The sequence below is a fragment of the Actomonas aquatica genome (assembly GCF_019679435.2).
GTDB classification, from domain to species: Bacteria; Verrucomicrobiota; Verrucomicrobiia; order Opitutales; family Opitutaceae; genus Actomonas; species Actomonas aquatica.
The window spans coordinates 5389733-5415697 of sequence record NZ_CP139781.1; the positions used below are offsets into that span (position 1 = coordinate 5389733).

Below are 25965 nucleotides of genomic sequence, written 5' to 3' on the forward strand. Positions count from 1 at the left end.
TCGGACCTCAGCGCATGCGGGCGAAGGTCTGCTTCAGCAGGGTGGCGTCGTCGGAGTTGTCGTGCTTGGCGCGGGCCTTGGTGATGAGGCCGGCTTCGAGCGCGTTTTTGGTGGGACGCTGCACCTCGTAATACACGCCGAACTTGCCCGGCCAAGGTTCGCTGGCGAGGGCCATGGCGGCGGTGACGTCGGTCTTGTCGTGCGCCTCTTCGTCGATGATCTCGAAGCCGCCGCCTTTGCGCGGGTTGGCGGCATCGAAGGCGCCGGGGTGAAACTCGACGCATTCGGAGAGGATTTCGACGACGGCAAAGCCGGGGTGCTCGGCGGCGCGTTTGATCATCTCGACCATGTGCTTCACCTGGGTGGCGTGGGAGCGGGCGACGAAGGTGGCGCCGGAGTTGACCAGCTTGCGCATCGGGTTGATGGGCTGATCGATCGCGCCCCACGGGTCGGTCTTGGAGCGGAAACCCTCGGGGGAGGTGGGCGAGGTCTGCTTCTTGGTGAGACCGTAAACCTGGTTGTCCATGATGACGTAGGTGAGGTTCACGTTCTTGCGGGCCACGTGGTCGAGGTGGTTTCCGCCGATGGAGAAGCCGTCGCCGTCGCCGCCGAAGACGAAGACCTTGAGGTCATCGCGGGACAGGCTGATGCCGGCGGAGAAGGGCACCGAGCGGCCATGGATGAAGTGGCCGCCGTGGGAGTTGACGAAGTAGGGGAAGCGCGAGGAGCAACCGATGCCGGCCATCGTGACGATGGATTCGTGCGGGTAGTTGAGTTGCTCGAGGGCGCGGTAGAAGGAGGCCAGCACGGCGAAGTCGCCGCAGCCGGGGCACCACGTGGGGTGATCGGCGGTGAGGGCCTTCTTGGTCAGCTGGGGTTGCTCGGGGGTGGGAGCTTCAGCGGTAGCGGACATGGTGGTGAATGGAGAATAGTGAATGAAGAAGGGTGAAGGTGCGCCGTGTGCTCACACGTCCGGGTAACCGGAGACGCTGGCGTAGCGGGAGCCGGAGAGCTCGGCGACGCCGTTGAGAATTTCGCGCACCTTGAAGGCGAGGCCGTCGGTCTTGGTGATGGAGCGGATGGCGGGGTTGGCGTAGCGGGCGCGCAGGAGCGTCGCGAGCTGGCCGTAACCGTAGAGGCCCTGGTCGTTCATCTCGACGACGAAGACCTGGCGGAAGCGCGAGAAGATGCGCTCGAGCTCCGGCGGCAGCGGGTTGAGGTGGCGCAGGTGGATGTGGCCGACTTTCTGGCCGTCCTTGCGGGCGCGGTTTACGGCCTCGCGGAGCGGGCCGAAGGTGGAGCCCCAACCGACGAGGAGGACGTCGCCGTCCTGGTCGCCGTGGATTTCCGGGCGGGGCAGGGATTTGCCGAGCTGCTTGATCTTGTTGCGGCGCTTGGCGGTCATCTTCTGGTGCTGCGCCGGGTTGCCGGAGGGGTGGCCGTGCTCGTCGTGTTCGAGACCGGTGACGGTCGGGTAGGGCGCACCCTCGATCTTGGTGCCGGGAGGCGCGTGCCGGGTGAGGGCATCGATCGGGTAGGGTTTGAAGTCGGCGCCCTTGGCGGTGAGGTCGATGTCGGGCGTCACCATGAGGGCGTCCACATCGGGTTCGTCGAAGGCCTCGATGCGCGAGGAGAGCGCCTGGTCGGTGAGGATGATGACCGGGGTGGAATATTCGCCGGCGATGCGGCCGGCTTCGAGGGCGATGTAGAAACAGTCCTCGACGTTTTGCGGCGCGAGCACCACGCGGGGCGAATCACCGTGCGAGCCGTAGATGGCCTGCATGAGGTCGGACTGCTCGACGTTGGTCGGCAGACCGGTGGAGGGGCCGCCGCGTTGCACGTTGATGATGATGAGCGGGAGCTCGGCCATGGTGGCCCAGCCGAGGGCTTCCATCTTGAGGGAGAGGCCGGGGCCGGACGAGCCGGTGATGGAGAGGTGGCCGGCGTAGGCAAATCCGAGCGCGTAGGCGATGGCGCCGAGTTCGTCCTCGGCCTGCACGAAGAGGCCGCCGTATTTCTGCAGCTCGGTGCGCAGGGTCTCCATGATGGTGGACCACGGTGTGATCGGGTAACCGGCGCCGTAGCGCACACCCGCGGTGATGAGGCCGAGGGTCATGGCGGTGTTGCCATCGGTGGTGATCTGCGGGTGGCCGGAGTCGTTATCGTTGGTGGCGAGCTTGTGGTAGATCTCGCGGATGTTTTGGGCGGGCCACGCGTAGCCGGCGTCGAAGGCCAGCATGGTGTTGCGCACGACGTCTTCGCCGAACTTGGCGAAGCGCTCGCGGATGAGGCCGGTGAGCTTGGCGACATCGAGGTCGAAGAGGCGGCAGAGCAGGCCGAGCACGAAGATGTTTTTGCCCTTCTCCTTGGCGGAGCCGCCGACCGCTTCGATGGTGGCGGAGGTGAAGGGCACGCCGACGGCGAGGTAGTCGGGGCTCAGCTCGGGCTCCACGTGGTCGGTATCGTAGATGAGGATACCGCCTTTGCGCAGGTGATCGATGTGGTTCTTGTAGCTGTGGTCGTAGAACGCGACGAGGAAGTCGGCTTCGTCACCGGAGCTGAGGATATCGCCGGTGCCCATGCGCACCTGGAAAATGGAGGGGCCACCGGAGATGGTGGACGGGATGGTCATGTAGGTCATGACCTCCTGGGCGCTGCGGCCAGCGAGGCGGGCGAGGAAGCCGCCGATCGTCTGGATGCCGTCCTGGGAATTGCCAGCGAGGCGAACGACGACGTCGTTAATGGATTTGGGTGCGCCGGAGGCCGAGCCTTCGGGCGTCGCGGGGGAATTGGGACTGACCATGAACTGGTAGGGGTTAGGGTAGGGCATGAAGCGAGCTCGCCCCCCGGTAAGTCAACGCGCGGTTTGCCGAATTGTGACTGTCTGGTTGCCCAATTGTGACGCGAGAAACGGGCCGCCGCGGGCCTATTTGGGGCCAAACGCCCGACATTGGCAGCAGCCAAGATCTGCATGGTCGGGTGCGGACTGTTGATTTGTTGCGGAGGGGCGGGGCAGCTCGATGGGCAGAATATGCACACTGCCGTGGGGCCTGAGAAGGCGGGAAAGGGCAAAAAAAGGGTCAGCCGGTCAAGATGCGCATCGGGTGTGGCAAGGCGTGCGGAGTAGGCAGCGAGGTTATTTGCCAGACTGGCTTTGGCCTCCGGTTGAGCCGGGGCCGACTTTTTCATCATGAACTATCCGTTTCCCACGCTCTCTCCCGAAGAGGCCGCTGCGATGGTCCAGGACAAGCAGACGGTGGGCTTTGGTGGCTTCACGGCCGCCGGCGCCTGCAAAGTTGTCCCGCTCGCCATCGCGGCCAAAGCCAAGGCCGAACATGCCGCCGGCCGGCCGTTCAAGCTCGGTGTCATCACCGGTGCTTCGACCGGCAAATCGCTCGACGGCGCGCTCGCTGAAGCTGAAGCCATCGCCTGGCGCACCCCGTATCAATCGGATCCGACGCTGCGCAAGTCGATCAACGAGGGCCGGACGCAGTTCTTCGATCTGCACCTTTCCGCGGTGCAACCGACCGTGCGCAGCGGCGTGTTTGGCAAGATGGACTTCGCCATCATCGAAGCCAGCCACGTGACCGCGCAGGGTGAGATCGTGCTCACCACCGGTGTGGGCGGCGCCAACACCTTCGCCCGTCTCGCCGACAAGATCATCATCGAGCTCAACGCCCACCACCCGGGCGACCTGATGGGCTTCCACGACCTTTACGAGCCGGCCGATCCGCCCCTGCGCCGCGCCATCCCGATCTACTCGCCGACCGATCGCATCGGCACAACCTTCATCAAGGTCAACCCGAAGAAGATCGCCGGTGTGGTCATGACGAACCTGGCCGATGAGTCCGGTGGCTTCGACGCGCCGGACCCGATCACCACCCAAATCGGTCAAAACGTGGCGGGCTTCCTCGCCAATGAGATCAAGACCGGCCGCATTCCGCCGTCCTTCCTGCCGCTGCAGTCCGGCGTGGGCAACATCGCCAACGCCGTGATCGGCGCGCTCGGTTCCCACCCCGACATCCCGCCCTTCATGATGTATACGGAGGTGCTGCAGGACTCGGTCGTCGATCTGCTCGAGTCCGGCAAGTGCGCTTTCGCCAGCAGCTGCTCGCTCACCCTGAGCCCCGATCGCCTGAAGGCATTCTACGCCAACCTCGAATACTACCGCTCCCGCGTCGTCCTGCGCCCGCAGGAGATTTCCAACAGCCCGGAAATCGTGCGCCGTCTCGGCCTCATCACCATCAACACCGCCATCGAGGTCGACCTCTTCGGCAACGTGAACAGCACGCACGTGATGGGCCGCGATCTCATGAACGGTATCGGTGGTTCCGGTGACTTCACCCGCAACGCCCACGTTTCGATCTACACCTGCCCGTCGGTGGCCAAGAAGGGCGCGATCAGCACGATCGTGCCGTTCGTGACTCACCTTGATCACAGCGAGCACTCGGTGCAGGTGGTCGTGACCGAACACGGTGTGGCCGACCTGCGTGGCAAGTCCCCGCACGAGCGCGCCGAGGTCATGATCAACAACTGCGTGCACCCCGATTATCGCGAATCGCTGCGCGGCTACCTCGCCGCCTCCAACCGCGGTCACGTGCAGCAGACCCTGCACAACGCGTTCGGCATGCACCTCGCGTTCCTCGAAGGCGGCGACATGCGCAACGTGAAGTGGAAGGTCTGACGCCTACCCATTCTTGTTCCTGTTGGTTCGAGGCCGGTCCAAGTGGACCGGCCTCTCTTTTTGGGCCGGACGGCCGAGAGGCATGGCAGTTTTTTTAACCACAGATGAACACGGATGGCTCCGCCTACCGGCTACGCACTGAAGTTGTTATTCCGACTAGACGATGAACCGGTAGGTGAATCGCCATCCGTGTTTATCCGTGTTCATCCGTGGTTAAAAAACAGCCCCCCCAGTCCGCCTTAACTCGCAGAGCGACAGAGGATGTCGCCTTGGTTTCAATCGGCCCACCCACCGGTAGCTGCGTGCCGGCTGCCTCAGTTGGTCAACGCTTCGTGGTAGTGGCGGCGGCACATGGAGACGTAGCGTTCGTTGCCGCCGATCTCGATCTGGTCGCCGTCGCGCAGGCCTTTGCCGTCGGGACCGACGCGCAGGTTCATCGTCGCTTTGCGGCCGCAGTGACAGATGGTCTTCAGCTCGATCATGTCGTCGGCCAGCGCGAGCAGGGCCGCACTGCCTTCAAACAACTGCGCCTGGAAGTCGGTGCGCAGGCCGTAGCAGAGCACCGGGATGTCGAGTTCGTCGGCGACGCGGCAGAGTTGTTCGACCTGTTTGCGCGTGAGGAACTGCGCCTCATCCACCAGCACGCAGGCCAGACCCTTGTCCTCTTCGGCGTGTTTCGATTGCACGCGGCGCAGCAGGTCGTCGGTATTGGTGAACGCGTTGGCCTCGGCGCTCAATCCGATGCGTGAAGCGATCCGCCCGATCCCGGCCCGCTGGTCGATGACCGGGGCAAACAACATCGTGCGCATGCCGCGCTCCTGATAGTTGTAGCTGGACTGAAGAAGCACCGTGCTTTTGCCGGCGTTCATGGCGGAGTAATAAAAGTAGAGCTTGGCCACCGGATGCTATGTCTGAGGTAGGATGTATGAAGTCAGATGTAAAAGAGTGTGAGTGTGGGGGGCCTGCCAATCCACATCTTACTTCTCACATCTTACATCAAACATGGTCAGTCCTTCGTGAACAGGATCTCGGCGCGGAGGATGTCGTGCAGGGTCATGATGCCGATAACGACTTCGTCTTCGCCACCCACGATCACGATCATGTTGGCGGGCGATTCGATGACCTTGCTCTGCACATCACGGATGGTGGCATCGCGGCGGCAGGTCGCCACCGGATCGATGATGGGCGCTTCGTCAAAATCGACGATGCGCTGCAAATGCTCCCGCGTGATCGCGCCCTGGAGCTTGCGATCGATCACCACCGGGAAGCAGTCGTGGTGATGCTCCTCCAATAACTTGACCACCGCGTCGCGCGACAAATCCCGCACCATGACCGGCCTGAAATTGGCCGCCCGACTCACCGCGGTTTCCTGCCACGATCGCAGGTCGCGCGGCGGCATCACGCGCTCCACGCCCTGACCATCCTGCTCGAGGATGACGTCGTAGAAGTTGTGCTTCGTGAAACGTTTCGCGATGGCGAGACTCACCAGTCCGCCGACCATCAGCGCCGGCACCATGGCAAATTCGTGAGTCATCTCGAACACGATGAGCAGACCGGTGACCGGCGCGCGCACCACCGCACCGAGGCAGGCGCACATGCCCACCACCGCGAGCGTCACGTGACCGGCGGTGCTCAGCGGGAAGACGAGGCCGATGAGCCCGGCCAGCGCCGCGCCCGCCATGCCGCCGAAGAAGAGCGTCGGCGCGAAGATGCCACCGGCCGCCCCGAGACCGTAACAGACCGCGGTGGCGACGAGTTTGGCGACGAGCAGAAGGGCGGCGCTTTGCCAATCCATCTGGTCGTTCAGCGCCATGGAAAGATCTTCGTAACCGAGGCCGAACACGCCGGTGTGGTTGGTCCAGAGAAAGACAGTGCTGCCGATGAGCCACACGGCGAGGCCACCGAGCGTGCAACGCAGCCACGGCGGCACGCGGTGTTTCTTTTTGTTCCAGGCGCGCAGTCCCAGCGCGAACTTTTGGAACCACACGCCGGCCAGCGCGGCGATGGCGGCCACGATCGGCGTGGCGAGATACACCTGCCATTCCGGCGACCCGGCACCGCGCAGCGTGAAGGCCGGTTGCTCACCCAAGAGACCGTGAGCCACCAACGCGCCCACCACGGCCGCGAGCAGGATGGAACCGAGCATGCGGCTGTTCAGGTCACCGATGATTTCCTCCAGCACAAAGGTCACCGCGGCGATCGGCGTATTAAAGGCGGCGGCCAGACCGGCAGCGGCACCCGCGGCATTGGCGAGGCGACGTTTGTGTTTGGGGGTGCCCATCACGCCGCTCAGCTGGGAGGACAGGCCGGCGGCGAGCTGCACCGACGGACCTTCGCGACCGAGACTGTTGCCCGCGCCCACCGTGAGCGCACCGGCGATAAACTTCACCCAGACGACGCGAAAGGGGATGTGCCCCATGTCCTTCCAAAAGGCCAACTTGACCTGCGGAATGCCCGAGCCGGCGGCATCCGGACAGAAGGCCGAGAGCAACCAGCCCGAGATCGCGGAAAACACCGCGATGATGATGAAACTCCCCACCAGAAACACCTCCGTGCTCTCGTGGGTCAGGCGCTCGATGCCGTGCGTGTAGATCGAGTGGATGGCGATGTGGAAGGCCACCGCGGCGCCACCCGCGGCGAGACCAAAACAAATGGTCTGCACGATGCCGCGGGTTTTCACGGGCAATCGCGCCATGGCACGGGCGGGTAAATCGAGGATCACAACAAAACGTTCTGCGCGCGACGAGGCGGCGGGTTCAATGGATTTCTTCCGTCCGACGCCAGTGGTCGGCCTGGAGAAGCCCATGGTTGAAGGTGCGGCGCGCGGCGAGGGAGAAGCCGGCGCGCTGCAGGTTGGAGTCTGGAGGAGTGAGCTGGCGCGCCTCCAACCCGGTCACGAGTCGGAAGGTGCCATACATGAGCGCGTGGGCCCCGCGGGCGCGCAGGCGACGCCAGCCGCGCTGCGGCGGCACGGTGAAATCAGTCACCAGCCAATCGGCACGCGGCGCGGCGGCAGCGGCGAGGGTGTTGACCACCCGGTGCAGCGATTCGGGGGCAAAACAATCGAGCACGCAGTGTGTCACCACCGCATCCCAACGCGGCGCGTCGGCGCGGGGCGTCCAGGTGCGCAGGTCGGCCTGCACCAGCGTGGTGCGCGGCGACGGATCGGCGCGGCGCGCCTGCCGCAACATGGCGGCGCTGGCATCGAGCACGGTGAGCTGCGCGTCGGGTCGGCGAGCGCGCAGAGCGCGGAGAAAACGGCCCGGGCCTTCGCCGACCAGCAGGATGTGTTGGGCCTGGTCGAGGACGGCGAGATGGGCCAGTCGCGCGCGCTGCAGGATGGGGCCGGCGATGGCGGCCTCCAGCCAACGGTAGTGCGGCGCGAGCGTGTCGAAGGACATGGGGAACGGCAATCAGCGGTCAGCTATCAGCTATCAGCCTTCAGCTCCGACGGGACGCGGGCGCGGCGCGGTAACGAGCGTCTTTGCCACCAGAGGCCGGCGACGGCGGCGCCGACGGTGTAGGCGACCAGATCGCGCCAATCGCCGGTGGCGTGGGCGGCGATGGAGGGACCGGCGATCTCGCAAATCACCCCCCAGATGGCGAGGTGCAGACCGATCTCGCTCCAGCGCGGGGCCTGGTCATGATCGCGCCAACCCAGTTTGCGTTGCACCCAGAGGATGAGGGGGAGGGCGGCCGGGATGAGCAGCAGATCGTTGAAGTGATCGTGCATAAATCCACCGCCAGTGAGTTGCGGTTTAAGGGCCCAGCGGTTGAGCGCGTAGAGCGCCATCGTGAGCAGGCAGAGAGGGTCGCGGACGTAGCCGAACGACTTCACAACAACGCCAGAATCACGAGGCCCGAGAGGGTCGCGAGGCCGATTTTGCCAATAAGAACGAGCATGGCGCCAACAGCGCCACGTTTGGTCGCCCAGTGCAAGAACTCAGCGCACGGGGCAGGGAATCGCGTTCAACCTGCGAAAAGCCCAGCCCTGCCTCTCAGCTTTGCGTTCTTCGCGCCCTTTGCGTCTTTGCGTTAAAAAAGACCTGCCTCTCGGCTCCGTTCTCCGTGGTTCACCCAACGTTGAACGGGGTGGGGGTTGACTCGCGGGGATGGGCGATTCGCTTTCGGGGCTATGGTGAATCGTCTCTCTCTTCGACGTGGGTTGGGTCTGCTGAGCGCGCTTTGGGCGGTCGGCGCGTTGGCGTCGGCGTGGGCCGCGCCCGAGCCGGTCGACCGCGACGCTACGCCCGAGACGCGGGCGCTGTTGGCCAAGCTGCACTGGATCGGCTGGGAGAGCGGCCAGGTGATGTTTGGGCAGGAGTTCCCCCTCAGCTACGATCGCCGCGAGGTGGGTTACCTCGATGTGGAGCAGTCGGACATCAAGGACGTCGTGGGCGATCATCCGGCGGTGCACGGGTCGGACTTCCACTTCCTCATCGATAAGGATCGCCACGAACGTTTCGCCCACCTGCGGGCCGCGCGCCGCGCCTACGCCGATGGCGCCATGGTCACGCTCGATTACCATTGGCTCGGCCGTTACGGCGCTTCGCACAACTGGGACGAGCGCGACGCCCAGATCCTCCATCACGTCGTGACCGGCGATGACTCCACCGGCGACGTGACCTGGTTCTACGAGCAACTCGATGAGGTCGTGCGTGTCATCAACGAGGAGCTGGGGTTTCCCATCGTGTTTCGCCCGCTGCACGAGATGAACGGCAATTGGTTCTGGTGGGGCAGCCGATTGGAGGGCGGGCCGACCACCTACGCGCAGGCCTACCGAATCCTCGTCGACTACATCCGTGCGCGCACCGACCTCGTGCTCTTCGCCTGGTCGCCCGACAAGTCACTCGCGACCGAATATTATCCGGGCGACGACTACGTGGATGTCATCGGGATCGACGGCTACGGTCCGGGTCGCGAGGGCAATGACCACTTCACCGTCGAAGCCATGGTAGCGGTGCTCGAAGCTGCGACGGACTTCGCCGCCGAGCACGGCAAGGTCGCCGCCTTCACCGAGACGGGTTACCACACCCACGGCGAAATCGCCTACCACACCGAGCAACCCGACTGGTGGACGCGCAGCGTGCTTGAGCCGATTTATGCGTCCGAGAAAGCCCGGCGTATCGCGTGGATCCTTACCTGGATCAACGCCCACTGGTCCGGTCCCTACACCCCGCACGCCGAATCGCCCGCCGCTTCGCAGGACGCCTTCCGCGCCTTCCACGCCGACCCCCGCACCCTCTTCCAACGCGACGTCGCGAAGCTCAAGCTCTACGAACCGCCCGCCGAGCAGTGAGTTTTTTAACCACAGATCCTCCGTCGCTCTTCGAGCTATGGCGGACAAGTGAACACGGATCGGCTCCACTACCGTTCCGCCCAACAGAATTTTTATTTTCGTGATTCACGGTTCAGTGCGTAGCCGGTAGGCGAAGCTATCCGTGTCCATCCGTGGTTAAAAAAGAACCCGTCCTGCATGCCTTTGATTGAATCGAGTTATCGGCCGCCGTGGTGGTTGCGGAGTGGGCATGGGTTGTCGATCGTGCCGGCGGTGTGGCGTCGGGTGCCGGAGCTGAACGCGGTGCGGGAACGCATCGCGACGCCGGATGCGGATTTTCTCGATCTGGATATCGTCCGCCAAGGTGCGCCGCGGGTCGCGATCCTGTCGCATGGCCTGGAGGGCAGTTCGCAGTCGGTCTACATCCGGGGTATGGCGCGGGCGCTGGGACGCGCGGGCTGGGATGTGATCGCGTGGAACTGCCGCGGCTGCAGCGGTGAACTCAATCGCCAACTCCGTTTTTATCACAGCGGCGCGAGTGAGGATCTGGCGGTGGTGGTGGACCACGCGCTGGCTCAGTCGACCTGGCAGGAGGTGGCGCTGGTGGGGTTCAGTCTCGGCGGCAACATGACGCTCAAATACCTCGGCGAGCGCGGCGCGGCGGTCGACCCGCGTATCCGCACGGCGGTGACGTTTTCGGTGCCTTGTGATCTGACGGCGAGCTCGGAGCGATTGGCCCACTGGAGCAACCGGCTCTACATGGAGCGGTTCATGCGCACGCTGCGGGCCAAGGTGCGGGAAAAGGCGCCGCGCTTTCCGGGGCAGCTGGCGACGGCCGGCTTGGAGGCGATGCGCACCTTTGCCGACTTCGACGAGCACTACACCGCGCCGCTGCACGGTTTCGCCGGAGCCCGCGATTATTGGGCGCGGTGCGGCAGTATCCGTTTTCTGGATGCGATCCGCGTGCGCACGCTGCTGGTCAATGCGCGCGATGATCCGTTCCTGGCCGGCCGCTGCTGGCCGGAGGACGTAGCCCGCGACCACGCCTGGCTGCACCTGGAGACCCCAAAGCACGGCGGCCACGTCGGCTTCGTCGGCCGCGGCGGAGGAAGCGACGATGAATACTGGTCCGAAACCCGCGCCGTGACCTTCCTGAATCGGTGAGGCAGAGCGTTTTAACGCAAAGGCAGCAAAGGGCGCAGAGATCGCAAAGCCACTCCACCGCAGTTTTTTTTACCACAGATGGCTCCGTCCCGCAGGCGCGGGACTACGCACTGAAGAGGTTATTCATCCGAGACGATGAACCGGTAGGTGAATCGCCATCTGTGTTTATCCGTGTTCATCCGTGGTTAAAAAACAGCGCCCTACCGGCCTCTGGAGGGTCTGTGGTTAAGGATCTCGATGCCTCTCGGCATCTGCGCTGATCTGCGTGATCTGCGGTTGAGATCCGGTCAGCCCCACGGGGTGCGGGAGAATTCCATTTCCTGGCGGCCGGAGAGAACGTGGCGCAGGACGCGCACGAGGTCGCGTTGGGCGAAGGGTTTTTGCAGCACGGCGGCGACGCCGAGCTCCCGCAACTCCTCCACCTCCTCCTTGTTCATGTAACCACTGGCGATGATGAACTGCGCGCGCTGCGCGAGGTCGCGGGCGTGGCTGATCAACGTCGCGCCCCCCATTTCCGGCATGTCGCGATCGGTGATGATGAGGTCGATCGCATTGCCTTGGTCCTGCAGGATTTTGAGCGCTTCGTTACCGTTGGCGGCGGCGATGACCCGGAAGCCGAGACCGCTGATCACGTTGCGGCCGACTTCGCGGATCGAAGCCTGATCGTCGACCAGCAGGACGAGGCGGCCGTCGCCCTTCATCAACGGTTCGGCAAAGGGCGAGCGGGTTTCGTCGGTCGCGAGCGATTCGAGCGTGGGCACGAAGAGCGTGAAGGTGGTGCCTTCGCCGACGGTGGAATCGAGCAACAACTCGCCGTTGTGGTCGCGCACGATACTCATGGCGGTGGCGAGACCGAGGCCCGTGCCCTTGCCCGTCTCCTTGGTGCTGAAAAACGGTTCGAAAACGTAGGGCAGGATGTCCGGCGAAATGCCGGTGCCGGTGTCGCGCACCTCGACGCGCACGTAGTCGCCGGGATCGAGTCGGGCGCCGACCGGCACGGTCTCGGCGGTGAGGCTCACGTTGCGCATCTTCAGCACGAGTTCGCCGCCGTCGGGCATGGCGTCGCGCGCATTCACGCAGAGATTGAGCAGCACCTGATGCAACTGGGTGGGATCGCCGTGCACGGGCGCGAGGTCGGGCGGGTAGTCGAAGGTGACGGCGATGTTTTTGGGGAAGGTATTGCCGACCAGTTTGTGGATCTCGTTGGCAAGGTGGCGCAGCTTGACGGTGACGTGCTTGGCGCTGGCGCCCTTGGCGAAGCTGAGGAGCTGTTTGACCATGTCGGCGCCGCGGTTGCTGCTCACTTCCATGGCTTCGATGATGGAGCTCGATTCCGGGTAGCGGGACTTGAGCAACTCGATCGCCATGAGCACGGGCGCGAGGGCGTTGTTGAGGTCGTGGGCGATGCCGCCGGCGAGCATGCCGATGCTCTCCATACGTTGCGCGCGCAGGGAAGTGGCTTCGGCCTGTTTGCGCTCGGTGATATCGTGCAACACCACGACGGCGCCGAGCTTGTTGCCGTCGGCATCCAACAACGGATCACCCGCGGCGAGCAGGAAACGGGGGGCGCGGCCCGGCACGACGATGGTCATCTCGGCGGCGCGCACGCGCTCACCGCGTAGGGCGCGCAGCAAGGGCACACGGTCGGCGGGCAGGCGGGTGCTGCCGTCGCTCTCGTAGAGATCGTAGGTGGAGCCCCACTCCGTTGGTTCGGTCGGGGCGATATCCTGGCCGTGCCACTCGCGGGCCACCTTGTTGAAGAAGGTCAACCGTCCCTCGGCGTCGCAGGCGACCACGCCCTCGGCGAGGTTTTCGAGGATGGTTTCGAGCAGGCCCTGTTGATGGTCGAGCGCCTGCTTCGCCTCCTGCTCCTGACTCAGGTCGCGGATGACCATGACGAAGCCCTGCAACTGGCCCTGCTCGTCGTGCAGCGGGTTGAGGACGACGTGGGCAGGGTAAATGGTGCCGTCGCCGCGGCGGCGCGGGGAACGCGTCTCGAGGCGACCGGTGCGCACGGCCTCGCGCAGGTCGATCGCGGGGCAGCCGTTGGCGGCGTCGGCGGGCGGGTAAAAACAGTCGAGCGATTTGCCGACAACCTCCTGCGCGCTGAAGCGTTTGGCGCGGGCCGCGACGTCGTTCCAGCTCATCACGCGACCCTCGGGATCGAGCATGATGAGGCAGTAATCGCGCAGGCCGTCGACCAGCATGCGGAATTGGGATTCGCTCTCGTGCTGGGCGCGGGCGCCCTCGCCAAGGCGGCGTTCGAGGTCGGTGTTGAGTTGCTCCAGTTCGGCCACGCGGCGCGTGAGGGTGGCGGCGGCGGCGGACTGGGCGTCGAGGTCGGTCTGGAGGCGTTGCTCGTGCTGGCGTGAGCGGCGGGCGCGGGTCCACATCAGCGCACAGCCTGCGAGACCGGCCACCGCGACGCCGCCCAACAGCAGCGCGGGCATCGCGTCGGCGGACAGCAGGGCCAGCCCTGGTGTGGTCACACCAAGGTCGCCAAAGCTCGCGAGAGGATGGAAAGGGGAGGACATGCCGAAACGAACCGAAGGAACCCAGAGGGCAGGGAATACTCCCCGGTGATCACCCCATCGATCCTCAAATCATGCAAACGGTTCGTTTCGGTCCGGCTTTAGGAATTGGTCCTAGGATAAATGCGCTCGGCAGGAGCGCTGCCATGAAGGAAGACCTGCCTCACAGCTTTGGTATCTCCTCTGTCCGCCATAGCTCGTAGAGCGAAGGAGGATGCGGTCTCGGTGTAAAAAAAATTTCGCCCTGTCCGCCATAGCTCGCAGCGCGACGGCGGATGCCTCGCGGCATCTTCGACCCGCCCGCAAACAAAACGGCTCCCCGGTGGTGGACCGGGGAGCCGCGGCAAACGGAGGACGTCGTCGCGACGTCGCTCATGCTAAATCGCTTCGCCGTTATTACGGCATCAGCACGGAGTCGATGCTGTGGATGACGCCGTTGGAGGTCTGGATGTCGACCTCGGTGATCGCGGCGGCATTCACCATCGGACCGCTGGCCGGCAGCGTGATGGTCACGTCGCTGCCCTGCAGGGTCGAGACAGAGAGGTTGTCGCTCAGGTCACCCGCCATCACCGAGCCCGAGAGCACGTGGTAGAGCAGGAGGGACTGCAGGTCGGCCACGTTGGCCGGGAGGAGCAGGTTGTCGAGGGTGCCCGCCGGCAACGCGGCAAAGGCAGCGTCGGTCGGCGCGAAGACCGTGAACGGACCCGGGCCCATGAGCACGCCGTCGAGACCGGCGGCTTCGATCGCGGCGACCAGCGTGTCGTGTTGGCCGGTGGCGGAGAGCACGGCGACGAGGTCGTCCATGCCGAGCACATACACCTCGAGCACGGCGACACCGGCGCCCTTGGAGGAGTCCACCTGAGTGGTGTAGGAGCCGGCCGGGAGGGTGGCCACGATGGCGGCATCACTGTCGACGAGCGGCGCAAAGCCGGTGCTCTGCACGTTGGCCGACTGGGTCAGCTTCCAATCATCGTTGCTGGCGATCAAAACTTCGCCGCTGTTGTAGAGCTCGATGGCGGCGTCGGGCAGGGCATTGTTGATGCCGAAGTCCTGCAGGCTCTCGCCCATGGCGCGGATGAGGACCTTGGTTTCGGTGCCGAGCACAAAACCACCGATGATGGTGCCCACGCGGCCATTGCCGGGATTGATGAGGCCGCGGGCGGAGTAATTGAGCGCGGTGATGCGACCGTCGATCTGGCGGTTGAGCTGACCGCGAAGTTCACCACCGGGATTTATCGCGGTGTGGATGTTCACGTAGGCCTCACCGGCGAGCAGGGCCTCCAGGTCGCCATCGTAGTCACCGCTGAAGGTGCCGGCGTAGAAACCACCGGCGGCGGCGGTATAGGACGAGAAGTCACCGAGACCGATGGCCACGGCGCCGTTGGAGCCGGCGGCGGCCTCATGAATGTGGGAACCGGTGATGGCTCCGCTGAGGCCCGTCGTGGTGACGGACAAGGTGTAGGTGTTGGTCTCCGGGTAGAGCCACAGCTCGGCCGTGCCGGTAGCGTCGGTCGAGACGGCTGGCACCTCGTTGTCGCCGCTCAGTTCCGCGACGAAGCGGATGGGCGTATAGTGGGCGGCAAAGGCGGTGCTTGCGGCAAGTAGGCAGCCAAGTCCCAGGCCAAGGATCAGTTTGTTCAGTTTCATAAGGGTGTCTTTGCAGGGGTTGAGCAGCCTGTCGTGAAGGGCGCGGAACGTCCGCTCGTGCCTCGGCAGGCTGAGGGCGTCACCGTCGTCGCGGCGGCCCAAGGTTGGTGTTTACTCCCTGTTCCAACATGACCGCGGCGGGATGGTTCATGAATAAAACCACAATTTGTGCAATTGCCCCCATACGGGCCTAGTGCGAGGTAGGGTCAGGTGTCCGTGGTGGTGCAATCTGCACCAAATCAGCAGGTTAAATCAGAAAAATGCACGATGCGTGGAGCCGAGAAGCCGGCGCGGCGTGGGCCCACGAAACGGACCAAAGGCACGAAAGAGGAATACCCGTCCAACGTGGGTTTTGCACGGAGGCAACGGAGGAGGGGAGGGAAAGAACGGAGACCGAGAGGCAGGTGGGGGATGGGACCACGAAACACACGAAAGACACGAAAATGGAATACCCGTCCGAAGTGGTATTTTAACGCACGGATCCTCCTTCGCTCTTCGAGCTATGGCGGACAAGTGGACACAGATCCTCCGTCGCTCTACGAGCTATGGCGGACAGGTGGCGATTCACCTACCGGCTCATCGTTTTGTCGGATTGGCTGGTCTCTATGAGTAGACAGGAAACGACCTGTGCGCCGAGATCAGGCGAAGGAGTAATCCATCCGTAGTTTACAAGCAGCCCCTTCGTCCGCTCGCCATCGCCCGACGCGCTAGCGCGGACTGGAGGGGCCCCAAACCCAGGTAGCTACGAGCGTGAGCGAGTGGATGGGATGCAGTGTTGTTGAGTGGCAACCCCACGTGGGCGGAGCGGACTGGCTGAAATTCAAGAATATAAGATTGACCCCTTCGGATTGTAGGAACGGGCAGAATTTGGAACCGCAGCGGACGCAGATCATCGCGGAGCCTCGCCAGTGGGTCCGTTTTTACGCATGCCTCGTTGATCGAGGAGCCATGGTGCACTGCGAGGGGAGCAACGCCACGTGGCTACGAGCGTGAGTGAGTGGATGGGGCGGTGGCTCGGAAGCGGTGTGGCACGGTGGTCACCACAGGTCGAGCGGAGAGGTCTGGCCGATATTCAAGAATATAAGATTGACCCCTTAGGCTAGAGCTTGCGGATGACGATGCGGTCGCTGGTGTTCTGACCGTCTTTGTATTCGGACTTGAGCGTGAGGACTTTGCCGTCCTCCAGTAGGGCGAATTTTTCCATGGCGGGGAGGGTGTTTTTATCGTCCTTCGCGGCGGGCAGGGTGCAGCGACCTTCGGACTCCATCACGCCCAGGATCGTCTCGCCATAGTCGATTTGGACTGCGAGGCGTTGGTCGCCCTGACAAAACCGGAGCTTCTTGATGCTGCGGCAAGCAAAGGTTTCCCGCAGGTCGAGCTCCTGAATGATCGTCGGATCGGGCAGGGAGATCAGGTAGAGCATACCGATGGCTGTGCCGACCGCCGCGATGTCACCACTATCCGCGATGGCGACCGATTCGATCTGATTGGTGGGGGCCGGCCGATTGTAATTATCCTGGTGAACGCGGGGCAGTTGCAGGGCACCCACTTGCGTCATGGCCGCGATGTCGTAGACCAGCAAGCAGCCGTTGCGGGAGCCGCAGACGAAGCGGTTGCGCCGGGAATTCATGGCGCTGGCGTGCTCCAGATATTCGTCGAAACCATCGCGTCCGCCCCCCCGCTGCTGGGCCACGGCTTGATCCAGTTTGATGCCGACCGGACCGGAGATGATTTGGTTGTCGCAGAGCCAGCGGTCGAGCTGCGATCCGGTGTAGGCGCGGGCGTCCCACTGGTCGAACAGTGCGATGTTGTTGCCCCCTCCGGCCACATGAACCGTGCCCCCGTGGCAGTGTTCACCGTGCATGAAAAAGAGCCGCGACGGGGACCCGAAATCCAGCAGGTAGATTTTGCTGCCCCAAGCGAGCGAGATCAGGGTGCGGTGACCCACCCGGTGGGCGCGAAAGTAACTGGAGACCCCGTCGAACAGCTTGCCGTCACGCGGCGAGAGGTGGCGCAGCGGAGTCAGATTACTCTGCTCGTAGAACCGGATGGCCGCGCCGGTCATGGTGAAACTCCGGGACTCGGCATCGCGGGTCATCTTGTATTCCCGGGTGATGATCAGTCCGTCGGCGGTCTGCGCCAGAATGTCGATACTGTGGGCACCGGGGGCGCGCTCAAATTCGCGCTGAGCCCAGTCCGATTCATCAAAGTGCTCCTGCCACTGTTTGATCGGGTCGTGGGTGAGGGTGATGGTTTTATTACCACCACCGATCAGATTCAGGAGCGATTTGAGCATCGCCGCACCTCACGGTGATGCGACGGAGGCGGCAATTTCAAAAGCCTGGCAACTGCCGACGGCCGACGTGGTATTACCGAAGGATAACCTAGGCCGGAATCGAACAAACGAAACTACTCCTCCGCGGCCCTTCCGACTGGGCTTAAGCACCCGGAAAACAAAGAAGGCCCAGCCGGATGGTTTCGAGCGTGAGCAAGTGGATGGGGCAACGCGTCCGCCGTGATGTGGCGCGGTGGCAACCACACGTCCACCAAGCGGGCTGGCGGATTCAAGAATATAAGATTGACCCCTTTGGCTTGGGAATTCGGGCTGAAAGCATCTGCCCTTATTGGCCTGATCTGCGGACTGAAATCCCTTCGCCTGTTTCGTGTCGTTGGTGTGTTTAGTGGGCGTTCCAACGCTGCCCCATAGCATCTGTGTTTTTCTGTGTCCATCTGTGGTTAAATACGCCGTGCCTGTCGGCTTGGCGGCCTTTGCTGCCTTGGTGTTTAAACTCGCCGCGGTGGTTTTGGCTGGCATTGGACGGGGGGATATAGATGGTTTCCCCCATTCGCCGCGCTGGCCTGGCCTCTGGTGTCGTCGGATTTTACCCCCCTGTCTTCGCTACGCTTCCTCCCGGTATGATTACCCTTTCGGCCAGATCCGTCTATCAGCCTGCCTGCGCGCGGGCAGGGCACGGGCAGTGGCGTGATTTCATGAGGACGCACCAGACCCGACTTGGCGCGGTGTGCTTCTAGCCCCACGAAACGATTACCCCCGATCCCCCCCCCATCCCTATGAGCCAAACGACCCTCGCCGAATTTGTAGACCGCACCAAGAACCGCGACCGGGGCCAGGGGCTCTTCGAATTGGAGAGCGATCGATTCCTCGAGGTGAACCTGAACGGGGAGATCTGGATGAAGATGGGGGCGATGGTCGCCTATAATGGTCAGGTGAAGTTTACCCGGGAGAACCTGCTGTCGCAGGGGTTCGGGAACCTCCTCAAAAAGGCGGTGAGTGGGGAAGGGGCGAAGCTGACGAAGGCGGAAGGGCAGGGGGCCGTGTATCTGGCCGATGCGGGCAAGAAGATCACGGTGCTGAAGCTGGAGAACGAAGCCATCGTGGTGAACGGCAACGACGTGCTGGCCTTTGAGCCGCAGATCAAATGCGACATCAAGATGATGAAAAAGGTGGCGGCGATGTTGTCGGGCGGCCTCTTCAACGTGCGTTTGGAAGGCACGGGTTTGGTGGCGATCACCACGACTACGACCCGATCACCTTGCCGGTGGATCCGGGATTCCCGGTGACGACGGACCCCAATGCCACGGTGGCGTGGTCAGGTAACCTGGAGCCCGCCTTTAAGAAGGACGTCTCCTTCAAAACCTTCCTCGGTCGCGGCAGCGGCGAAAGCATCCAAATGGAGTTCAGCGGCACCGGCTTCGTCGTCGTCCAACCTTATGAGGAAGTCTATATGCAATCGGGGGGATGACTTTACCTAGAATTGAGGTGTTTGGCGCGTGTGTATAGAGATGTTGAGGGAATCGGTTGATGAAAGGATGAAGTTTTATGATTGGAGATGAGCAAAAAGATCAACGGATGAGTAAGATTCGCGATGAGGTTCGGGAACTGCATCCGCTCTTGAATAAGTTATTCTCTAAAATGCAGACTCTTTTGCGTTTTGAGTATACGCATGGGGCAGATGAAAAGGGGGCGGATTTTATCATTGAGAAGGAAGATGTTACGCTAAGGCAGAGCACGTATGTTGGAGTTATTGCTAAAGTCGGCAATATTGGGATTCCTGAGCTTGCTAAAATCTACATGCAGCTTGATCAGTGTATGGTTGAAAGGCCATTTAGGAATGGAAAGGTTAATATTGTTATCAATGAGCATTGGGTGGTTACGAATGGTAAGATTAGCGAAAAGGCAAAGGAGTCGATCGAGGCGAAATACCGGGGGAAAAGTGTATTCTTTTTATCGCGTCAGAACTTGGTTCGCTTGATTGATGATAACCTTCCTTCCTATTGGACCGATTTGGATTTAGACGTAGGGGATTATCTTGAATCGGAGTTGCGATATGTTGAGGAGTTGGATAGGTCCCTGGCGATTGTTCCGGATATAGATTGTAGGTTCTATGTAGAGCAGAACGTTCATAGGTTGAAGGAGATATCAGATTTTCAAGCGGGTATCCGGAAAAGGTATCCTGATCGAGTTGATTGCCGAGATGAAATTCTTGAAAACAGGTTAGTCTATTTGGAAGGGGATGCAGGTTCAGGTAAATCTAAACTGGTGAGGCAAATTGTTAGGGATTGTTCCGATCCCAAACGCTACCAAGATTCTCCGTGTGTTCCTGTCGTGGTTTCTGCCAAGGATTTACTTAAGCGATGGAGCGTAGACCTGGAGACGTTGCTTCACGAGCGCCTAAAGAAGCAAGGTGCGATTCTGTTGGATAGTAATATCAACTTTATTTTTTTGGTAGATGGGCTTGATGAGGTTCGTTTAAGTCAAGAGGCGGTTAAGGATTTCATGGAGGGCTTGCGAAAGCAGGTTATAGGAAATGAGCGCTACAGGATTCTCGTTACATCGCGATCAAACCGTTCGAATATGACGGAAAACTATGGTTTGCATAGTTGGCGGCAGCTTGAGTTGTATCCTCTTACGACTGCGCAAATTTTTAAGTTCATTCAGCATTTGTGTAAAAATGTTACAAAGGATGGTCGGCTTTTTGAAGACATTAAAGATTCAAAAATCTTTCGTGAGATGCCGAAGAATCCTATCGCGGCTATTCTCTTGGCGGAGGTTTTGCGGCAGAAGGTTGATGAGCTACCTTCTTCATTGCCCGAGCTCTATTCCAAATATTTCGAAGTCGTGCTCGGCCGTTGGGAGGTCTCGAAAGGGCTGCAGTCGGTAAAGGAGTATGAGGCATTGGATTCAATTCTGATGCGAATTGCGACCTATATGCTCAATAATCAGCTAGATGAAATGAGCCTAGATGAAGCTGAGGGATATTTTAAAGAATATCTGGAGGAGAGGAATCTCGGTGTTAGTGCCCAGAGATTGTTGGATAATTTGTCGGAAAGGTTTGAAATTGCTCATGTTGATCGGGACTCTAACCGATTTCTTTTTAAGCATAAAACATTTACGGAGTTTTTGCACGCAAAGGGGTTGGTTGTTAATGGTGGTTTTGCGGTGGATGTGAGGGCATTTGATATATACTGGGTGAACTCCTATTATTTTTACATTGGTCTGCGTAGGGATTGCCCGAGGGTTTTGGAGGAAATAAGTGCCTTGGCTCCTGAAAGTGAGATGGCCAGGTGGGTAAAGATTGATGCATTGGCAACCTATATGCTCGCTGGTTATGCTACGCCATATAGCACGATAAAGAAGGCATTGCGATCAGCGCTCTCTGAGGCTGCTGACGTTTTGTATGATGCGATAGTTTTGCGTAAGGGACGGATGCTCATGTCTTGGTCGGAAATGCATTTGCTTTGGCTTTTTCAATATATCTTTAAAAATAATTATGGTTATCATTTTTTTAAGGATGCGATTGAGGACATCGCATTGGATATATCCAGTGAAATAATGGAGGATGAAAAGAAGGCCTTTTCGCTTTTTCTTCTGAATGTGACATATTTTAGAATAACGGGTGTTGAAAATTTAGATTACATTATGAATTCAGAGCTTGATAGTATTCCGCTCTGTATCCAGTTCGGAATTCGTCATGAGAGTGGAGTGTTTAAAACTAAAAATGTTCAAATTAAGAAGCTGGATAAGCGCATAAAGAAAATGCTCGTTAGTGGGGATAGACTAATACGCAAGGACGGTGGGAGACTAAAAGGGCCGTCCAAAATGCAGCGATTATTGAATTTGATGTATGAAACCCCGTTGTCGGAGAGAAAAGATCAATTCAAGAAGGGGGCCGACTGAAGGCGTTAGGTCTTGCGGGCCAAACGGAGCCAAACGGGCAGGCGTAAGGGCAGGCGTAAGGGGTGGCAGGCGTAAGGGGTCAGGCTTTGTAGTTTGTAGTCGACCCGTAGGACGTGAGGTCGCTGCTCTCGAGTGGGGCACGCTGAAGACGTCAGGTCTTGAGGGGCTGTTGCCCAAATCCAACTAATTGGTGCTCAATGCGATAGAGGCATCGAACCTGCTGCGTAGAGCGCCCATATGATGGGCCATCACGAAGGACAGAAGGAGTTGTTCGCGTATCAGGTCGACATGGACAAGCGGGTGCATTGCGACCATCCACTCCGGCGGGTGCTCGCGCACGTGGATTTTGGTTTTGTGCGCACGGCGGTTGCACACACCTACGGTTCGAACGGGCACGTCTCGGCCGATCCGGTGGTGCTGGTAAAGCTGATGTTTTTGCTCTTCTGCGAGAACGTGCGCAGTGAGCGTGAACTGATGCGGCGGGTGCCCGAGCGGCTCGATTGGTTGTGGTTCCTGGGGTTTGGTTTGGAGGACTCGGTGCCCAATCATAGCGTGTTGTCCAAGGCGCGTGCACGCTGGGGCGCAGAGTTGTTCGAGATGCTTTTCGTGCAGACCGTGCGTCAGTGCGTGGAAGCCGGGTTGGTGGACGGAGCCAAGGTGCACATGGACGGCAGTCTGATCGACGCCGACGCTTCGCGCGACAGTGTCATCAAAGCGGATACCCAGACCATCGCTCGTATCCGCGAAGCCTACGGCGCGCAGGAACGAAAGCTCGACGAAGGCAAACCACCCTCGGCGCGCTGCACCACCAACCTGACTATGCTGAGCCGCACTGACCCGGATGCGCCCTGCGTCTCAAAAGGACCACGTAGCGGCACCGCGCGCCCGCGATACAAGCATCACCGAGTGGTGGACGATCGTCACGGCGTGATCACCGCAGTGGAAACCACCGCTGGTGACGTAGCCGAGAACGAACAGGTGCTACCGTTGGTCGAGCAACACGAGCGCAACACCGGGAAGCAAACCACCGCCGTAGTCGCAGACCGGGGCTACGGCACCGTAGGAACCTACTGCGCTTTGGTAGAACAAGGCGTGCGTCCGCACATCAGTGCGATGCACGACACCGCCAAGAAAGACACCGGCAAGTTTACCAAGGAACAGTTCCGCTACGATAGCTCCGAAGACGCCTACGTTTGCCCGGTCGGACACCGCCTTAAACCGAAACGAAAACACGCTCGACGACAGATGACCGACTATGTCGCGGACAAAAGGGTCTGAGTCGGTCGGGGTCATGTCGTCACATTGTCAGCATTTGGGGTCCAGTCGGGCGGGGTCATGTCGTTACATTGTCAGCATTTGGGGGTAAGTGGGCTGATGGGGGCGTGTCGTCATATTGTTGGGCAGGCGATGGAGTGGCTTCCTTGCCGTCGGGGGAGAGCCTGTCGGATGGGTCTTCGCGGTCGCGGCGCGGTTCGGTCATCGCGGAACGATCCCGTGGCCGCGGGATCGAGTCCTACAAAATGGGTTGGTTGGCCGGGAGGGGATCGAGGATGCAGGTTGCGGTCGGACTGACGCGGCTGCGATTACGCCGTCCGGGGGCAGTCGGAAGGGGTCGTGTCGTTACGTGTCTACAATTTCACCGGGCATTGAGATTGAGAGCGCGGAGTTGGGTTGGTTGGGGGGGGGGCTGGATTGGGTCTTTGCGTTGGAAGAGGCCCGGGAGTCGGCAGGTCCGGTCTTAGGCTGGCTAGGGCGGAAAATCGAAAATTGGCAGAAAGTTGTCACCTGGGTCCGGCGGAGTGGCACCTATAGGTGTAACGCAGGCCGAACCGGTGATCTTGCCGGGTCGGATCTGCTCCAGACCCAAACCCACCGCAGACCACCAACCCATTTCCAGAATGACTTCCTCCTCCGATCTTCCCGTTTCCGCTTCCATCGCCGCCTCTGACAAGCCCCGCGACGCTGAGGCGAGTGCCAATGCCGGTGCTGCGGCTGCGTCCCATCGGGGCGTGCAGAATCCTTTTCAGGCGCTGGTGGCGATCACCGCGCTGTGTGCGGTGGCCTCGGTGAGCATCGTGGCGCTGGCCTTTTGCCTGACCCAAACGATCTCTGCGACCGGCCTCTGGGCGGTCGCCGCCATGTCCGCCGCTCCCGCCGCGATGGGCTTTGGCATCGCCTACCTGCTGATGAAGCGATGAGCGGAATCCGCCGTCGCTCTTCGAGCTATGGCGAGACCGGGGGAATTTAACGCAAAGACGCGAAGGGCGCAGAGCGGTGAGGCAGTGCTTTTTTTTGCACCAAGGCAGCGTCCTCCGTCGCTCTACGAGCTTTGGCGGACAAGAAGAGAGCAAAGCCGAGAGGCATCGCGTGTTGGCCAGCGGAATACGCGGAAGCGGGGAGGCACCCGCGCTATGGCGAGATCGGGGAGTTTTACCCGCAGCCCCTCCAGCGGCGTGCAGGTGACACATCGCGCGGCTGCGGAACAGGGATAGGCACAGATGTCTTCAGTCTGGAGGGCGGTTGGAAGGCTTTGCGTTCTCTGCGTGCTTTGCGTTCTTTACGTTAAAATTTCGCGGGGAAGGGGGCGTTCCCTGTCCGCCATAGCTCGTCAGCGACGGCGGATGCGGTCTTGGTGTTGAATCTGCCTCGCACGCGCGGCGGTGGGCGGGTCAGGGGGAGCTGGGGAGTTCGAACCAGAACTCGGCGCCTTCGCCGGGGGCGCTTTCGACGCCGACCTGGCCGTGATGCTTGGCGATGATGCGGCGCACGATGCTCAGGCCGAGGCCGTGGCCTTTGGCGTGACGCATGGCGACATCGGTGAAGGCCGAGAACGCGGTGGCCTGCGCGACGGCGTCCATGCCCGGGCCGTGGTCGCGGACGGCGAAGCGGGTGTGGGTGCCGTTGGGCAGGGCGGCGGCTTTGATTTCGATGCGCGGGTCGGGTCCGCCGTATTTGGCGGCGTTGCTCAGGAGGTTGGTCCAGACGTGCACCAGCCAGGGGGCGAAACCGACGACCGCGGGCCAGCGGTCGGGCAGGGAGACGGTGGCATTGGCTGGGCGCAGGACGTGTTCGACGCGCAGGAGGGCTTCGTTGACGAGCTCGGCGGAATCGATGGCTTCCGTGGTGATGCTTTCGCGGCGCAGGCCGGCGAGGAGCAGCATCTCATCGACGATGTTGACGAGGCGTTTGGCGGAGTCCTGCAGGGAGTTGAGGTTGTGGGCGACCTTCTCGTAATCCTGCTTCTGCATCATCATCTGCGCGAGTTCGATGCGGCCGGTGATCATGCCGAGGGGCGAGCGCAGGTCGTGCGCGACGGTGTGGGCAAAGGCGTCGAGTTCATCCAGCAGCGCCTTTCGTTCGAGGCGGGCGTGGATGGAGTGCAGCAGCTCTTCGTTGGTGAAGGGTTTGGTGATGAAGTCATCGGCGCCGAGGTCCATGCCGTGGCGCATGTTTTCACGTTCGGCGCGGGCGGTGACGACGATGACCGGGACGAGCTTCAATTCGTCGTGGGCGCGCAACCGCTCGATGACGTCGAACCCGCTCATGCCGGGCATGGCGAGGTCGGTGATGATGAGGTCGGGCCTGAGGGTTTCCAGTCGCGCAAACGCATCTTCACCGGACGTGGCGGTGATCACGACGTAGCCGTGTCTCTCGAGGATGGTGGCGGTGGAGCGTAGCACCGTGGTCTCGTCGTCGATGAGCAGAATTTGGGGGCGCTCGATTACATTCATAGGGCGTGGGTCTGCCGGGTCGGCAGGCGATGGGCTGCATGCGGCCAGCTGCAGGCAAGGCGAAGGGCAAGGCGAAGGGCAAGGCGGCGAGTCGAGGTCCGGGGACCTTACAGCAGGTGGCCGTGCAATACAACCGGGGGATATTGCTAGACCCGGTGTAGGGGGATGGCCGGGGTGGGGGAGGAAGATCGGTTCCGAAATGCCTACGCCGTCGCTCGATGAGCTATGGGGAGACCGGGGGAATTTAACGCAAAGACGCGAAGGACGCAGAGCGGTGGGGCAGTGCTTTTTTAACACCAAGGCAGCGTCCTCCGTCGCTCTACGAGCTTTGGCGGACAAGAAGACAGGAAAGCCGAGAGGCATCGTGTGTTGGCCCGCGGAACACGCGGAATGACACGGAAGTGGAGTGGCACCCGCCGTCGCTCTACGAGCTTTGGCGAGACCGGGGAGTTTTACCCGCAGACCCTCCAGCGGCGTGCAGGTGACACATCGCGCGGTTCCGGGACAGGGATGGGCGCTGATGCGGAGAGGCAGGTCTTTTTTTTACCACAGAATCCACAGGGATCCCCAGAAGACGTCAGGTCTTGACTCTTGACGGGCGGTGCGGAGGCACCCTGAAGACGTCAGGTCTTGACTCTTGACAGAGGGGGAGACGAGGCGGGTTCGGAAAGTGCTTTCCTGAGGTCCGGGCCCGCAGCTACTGAGTAGGTAACAGGTCCGCTGGGTGAGTG

16 protein-coding genes and 1 pseudogene are annotated in these 25965 nt (G+C 61.4%); 7 read left to right on the forward strand and 10 right to left on the reverse strand.

The window, feature by feature from the left end; genetic code table 11:
• Positions 1–7: 7 nt before the first annotated feature.
• Complete coding sequence (locus K1X11_RS20615) at positions 8–913, reverse strand: thiamine pyrophosphate-dependent enzyme (protein WP_221029364.1); 906 nt, start codon at positions 911–913, stop codon at positions 8–10.
• Positions 914–964: 51 nt separating this feature from the next.
• Entirely contained in the window at positions 965–2830 is a 1866-nt protein-coding gene (locus K1X11_RS20620; protein WP_221029363.1) for a 2-oxoacid:acceptor oxidoreductase subunit alpha, read from the reverse strand.
• A 360-nt stretch (positions 2831–3190) separates the two neighbouring features.
• Between K1X11_RS20620 and K1X11_RS20625 the strand changes: the two genes are divergently transcribed.
• Positions 3191–4684: a butyryl-CoA:acetate CoA transferase gene (locus K1X11_RS20625; RefSeq protein ID WP_221029362.1), complete on the forward strand. Its 1494-nt coding sequence runs from the start codon at positions 3191–3193 to the stop codon at positions 4682–4684.
• Positions 4685–4998: 314 nt separating this feature from the next.
• On the opposite strand, the gene K1X11_RS20630 is transcribed toward K1X11_RS20625, so the two are convergent.
• From K1X11_RS20630 to K1X11_RS20645, 4 genes are all read right to left on the reverse strand, one after another.
• Complete coding sequence (locus K1X11_RS20630; RefSeq protein ID WP_221029361.1) at positions 4999–5583, reverse strand: thymidine kinase; 585 nt, start codon at positions 5581–5583, stop codon at positions 4999–5001.
• 107 nt (positions 5584–5690) lie between these two features.
• Positions 5691–7379: a chloride channel protein gene (locus K1X11_RS20635; protein WP_221029360.1), complete on the reverse strand. Its 1689-nt coding sequence runs from the start codon at positions 7377–7379 to the stop codon at positions 5691–5693.
• A gap of 61 nt (positions 7380–7440) precedes the next feature.
• Positions 7441–8085, reverse strand: coding sequence for a class I SAM-dependent methyltransferase (locus K1X11_RS20640; RefSeq protein ID WP_221029359.1), 645 nt, complete (start codon positions 8083–8085; stop codon positions 7441–7443).
• 26 nt (positions 8086–8111) lie between these two features.
• Complete coding sequence (locus K1X11_RS20645) at positions 8112–8522, reverse strand: hypothetical protein (RefSeq protein ID WP_221029358.1); 411 nt, start codon at positions 8520–8522, stop codon at positions 8112–8114.
• Between the two features lie 297 nt (positions 8523–8819).
• On the opposite strand from K1X11_RS20645, the gene K1X11_RS20650 reads away from it, so the two are divergent.
• Both K1X11_RS20650 and K1X11_RS20655 read left to right on the forward strand, forming a co-directional pair.
• Positions 8820–9983: a glycoside hydrolase family 26 protein gene (locus tag K1X11_RS20650; protein WP_221029357.1), complete on the forward strand. Its 1164-nt coding sequence runs from the start codon at positions 8820–8822 to the stop codon at positions 9981–9983.
• Between the two features lie 177 nt (positions 9984–10160).
• The gene (locus K1X11_RS20655) at positions 10161–11126 is read left to right on the forward strand and encodes a YheT family hydrolase (RefSeq protein WP_221029356.1); all 966 of its coding nucleotides are present in this window, start codon (positions 10161–10163) and stop codon (positions 11124–11126) included.
• Positions 11127–11413: 287 nt separating this feature from the next.
• On the opposite strand, the gene K1X11_RS20660 is transcribed toward K1X11_RS20655, so the two are convergent.
• From K1X11_RS20660 to K1X11_RS20670, 3 genes are all read right to left on the reverse strand, one after another.
• Complete coding sequence (locus K1X11_RS20660; protein WP_221029355.1) at positions 11414–13660, reverse strand: hybrid sensor histidine kinase/response regulator; 2247 nt, start codon at positions 13658–13660, stop codon at positions 11414–11416.
• Between the two features lie 393 nt (positions 13661–14053).
• Positions 14054–15304, reverse strand: coding sequence for a fasciclin domain-containing protein (locus K1X11_RS20665; RefSeq protein WP_221029354.1), 1251 nt, complete (start codon positions 15302–15304; stop codon positions 14054–14056).
• 1099 nt (positions 15305–16403) lie between these two features.
• A complete protein-coding gene (locus K1X11_RS20670; protein WP_221029353.1) occupies positions 16404–17600 on the reverse strand; it encodes a hypothetical protein in 1197 nt (398 codons plus the stop codon).
• Between the two features lie 776 nt (positions 17601–18376).
• Between K1X11_RS20670 and K1X11_RS20675 the strand changes: the two are divergent.
• The 4 genes and pseudogenes from K1X11_RS20675 to K1X11_RS20690 all read left to right on the forward strand — a co-directional run bounded on the left by K1X11_RS20675 (position 18377) and on the right by K1X11_RS20690 (position 23701).
• Positions 18377–19068 (forward strand): annotated as a pseudogene (locus tag K1X11_RS20675) (AIM24 family protein).
• Between the two features lie 107 nt (positions 19069–19175).
• The gene (locus K1X11_RS20680) at positions 19176–21503 is read left to right on the forward strand and encodes an NACHT domain-containing protein (protein ID WP_324726035.1); all 2328 of its coding nucleotides are present in this window, start codon (positions 19176–19178) and stop codon (positions 21501–21503) included.
• A 237-nt stretch (positions 21504–21740) separates the two neighbouring features.
• Positions 21741–22781 (forward strand): transposase, encoded by a 1041-nt coding sequence (locus tag K1X11_RS20685; protein WP_221029349.1) that lies wholly within the window; start codon positions 21741–21743, stop codon positions 22779–22781.
• A gap of 620 nt (positions 22782–23401) precedes the next feature.
• A complete protein-coding gene (locus K1X11_RS20690) occupies positions 23402–23701 on the forward strand; it encodes a hypothetical protein (RefSeq protein ID WP_221029348.1) in 300 nt (99 codons plus the stop codon).
• Positions 23702–24172: 471 nt separating this feature from the next.
• Here the strand turns inward: K1X11_RS20690 and K1X11_RS20695 are convergent, their stop codons facing one another.
• On the reverse strand, positions 24173–25234 hold the full coding sequence (locus K1X11_RS20695) for a sensor histidine kinase (RefSeq protein WP_221029347.1): 1062 nt from the start codon (positions 25232–25234) through the stop codon (positions 24173–24175).
• Between the last annotated feature and the right edge of the window lie 731 nt (positions 25235–25965).

Excerpts from the sequence above, each read along its gene's own strand:
- K1X11_RS20620 (WP_221029363.1), bottom strand. The coding sequence starts at position 2,830 with ATGCCCTACCCTAACCCCTACCAGTTCATGGTCAGTCCCAATTCCCCC.
- K1X11_RS20680 (WP_324726035.1), top strand. The coding sequence starts at position 19,176 with ATGAGTAAGATTCGCGATGAGGTTCGGGAACTGCATCCGCTCTTGAAT.
- K1X11_RS20695 (WP_221029347.1), bottom strand. The coding sequence starts at position 25,234 with ATGAATGTAATCGAGCGCCCCCAAATTCTGCTCATCGACGACGAGACC.
- K1X11_RS20625 (WP_221029362.1), top strand. The coding sequence starts at position 3,191 with ATGAACTATCCGTTTCCCACGCTCTCTCCCGAAGAGGCCGCTGCGATG.
- K1X11_RS20665 (WP_221029354.1), bottom strand. The coding sequence starts at position 15,304 with ATGAAACTGAACAAACTGATCCTTGGCCTGGGACTTGGCTGCCTACTT.
- K1X11_RS20685 (WP_221029349.1), top strand. The coding sequence starts at position 21,741 with ATGATGGGCCATCACGAAGGACAGAAGGAGTTGTTCGCGTATCAGGTC.
- K1X11_RS20615 (WP_221029364.1), bottom strand. The coding sequence starts at position 913 with ATGTCCGCTACCGCTGAAGCTCCCACCCCCGAGCAACCCCAGCTGACC.
- K1X11_RS20690 (WP_221029348.1), top strand. The coding sequence starts at position 23,402 with ATGACTTCCTCCTCCGATCTTCCCGTTTCCGCTTCCATCGCCGCCTCT.
- K1X11_RS20660 (WP_221029355.1), bottom strand. The coding sequence starts at position 13,660 with ATGTCCTCCCCTTTCCATCCTCTCGCGAGCTTTGGCGACCTTGGTGTG.
- K1X11_RS20635 (WP_221029360.1), bottom strand. The coding sequence starts at position 7,379 with ATGGCGCGATTGCCCGTGAAAACCCGCGGCATCGTGCAGACCATTTGT.
- K1X11_RS20670 (WP_221029353.1), bottom strand. The coding sequence starts at position 17,600 with ATGCTCAAATCGCTCCTGAATCTGATCGGTGGTGGTAATAAAACCATC.
- K1X11_RS20655 (WP_221029356.1), top strand. The coding sequence starts at position 10,161 with ATGCCTTTGATTGAATCGAGTTATCGGCCGCCGTGGTGGTTGCGGAGT.
- K1X11_RS20640 (WP_221029359.1), bottom strand. The coding sequence starts at position 8,085 with ATGTCCTTCGACACGCTCGCGCCGCACTACCGTTGGCTGGAGGCCGCC.
- K1X11_RS20650 (WP_221029357.1), top strand. The coding sequence starts at position 8,820 with ATGGTGAATCGTCTCTCTCTTCGACGTGGGTTGGGTCTGCTGAGCGCG.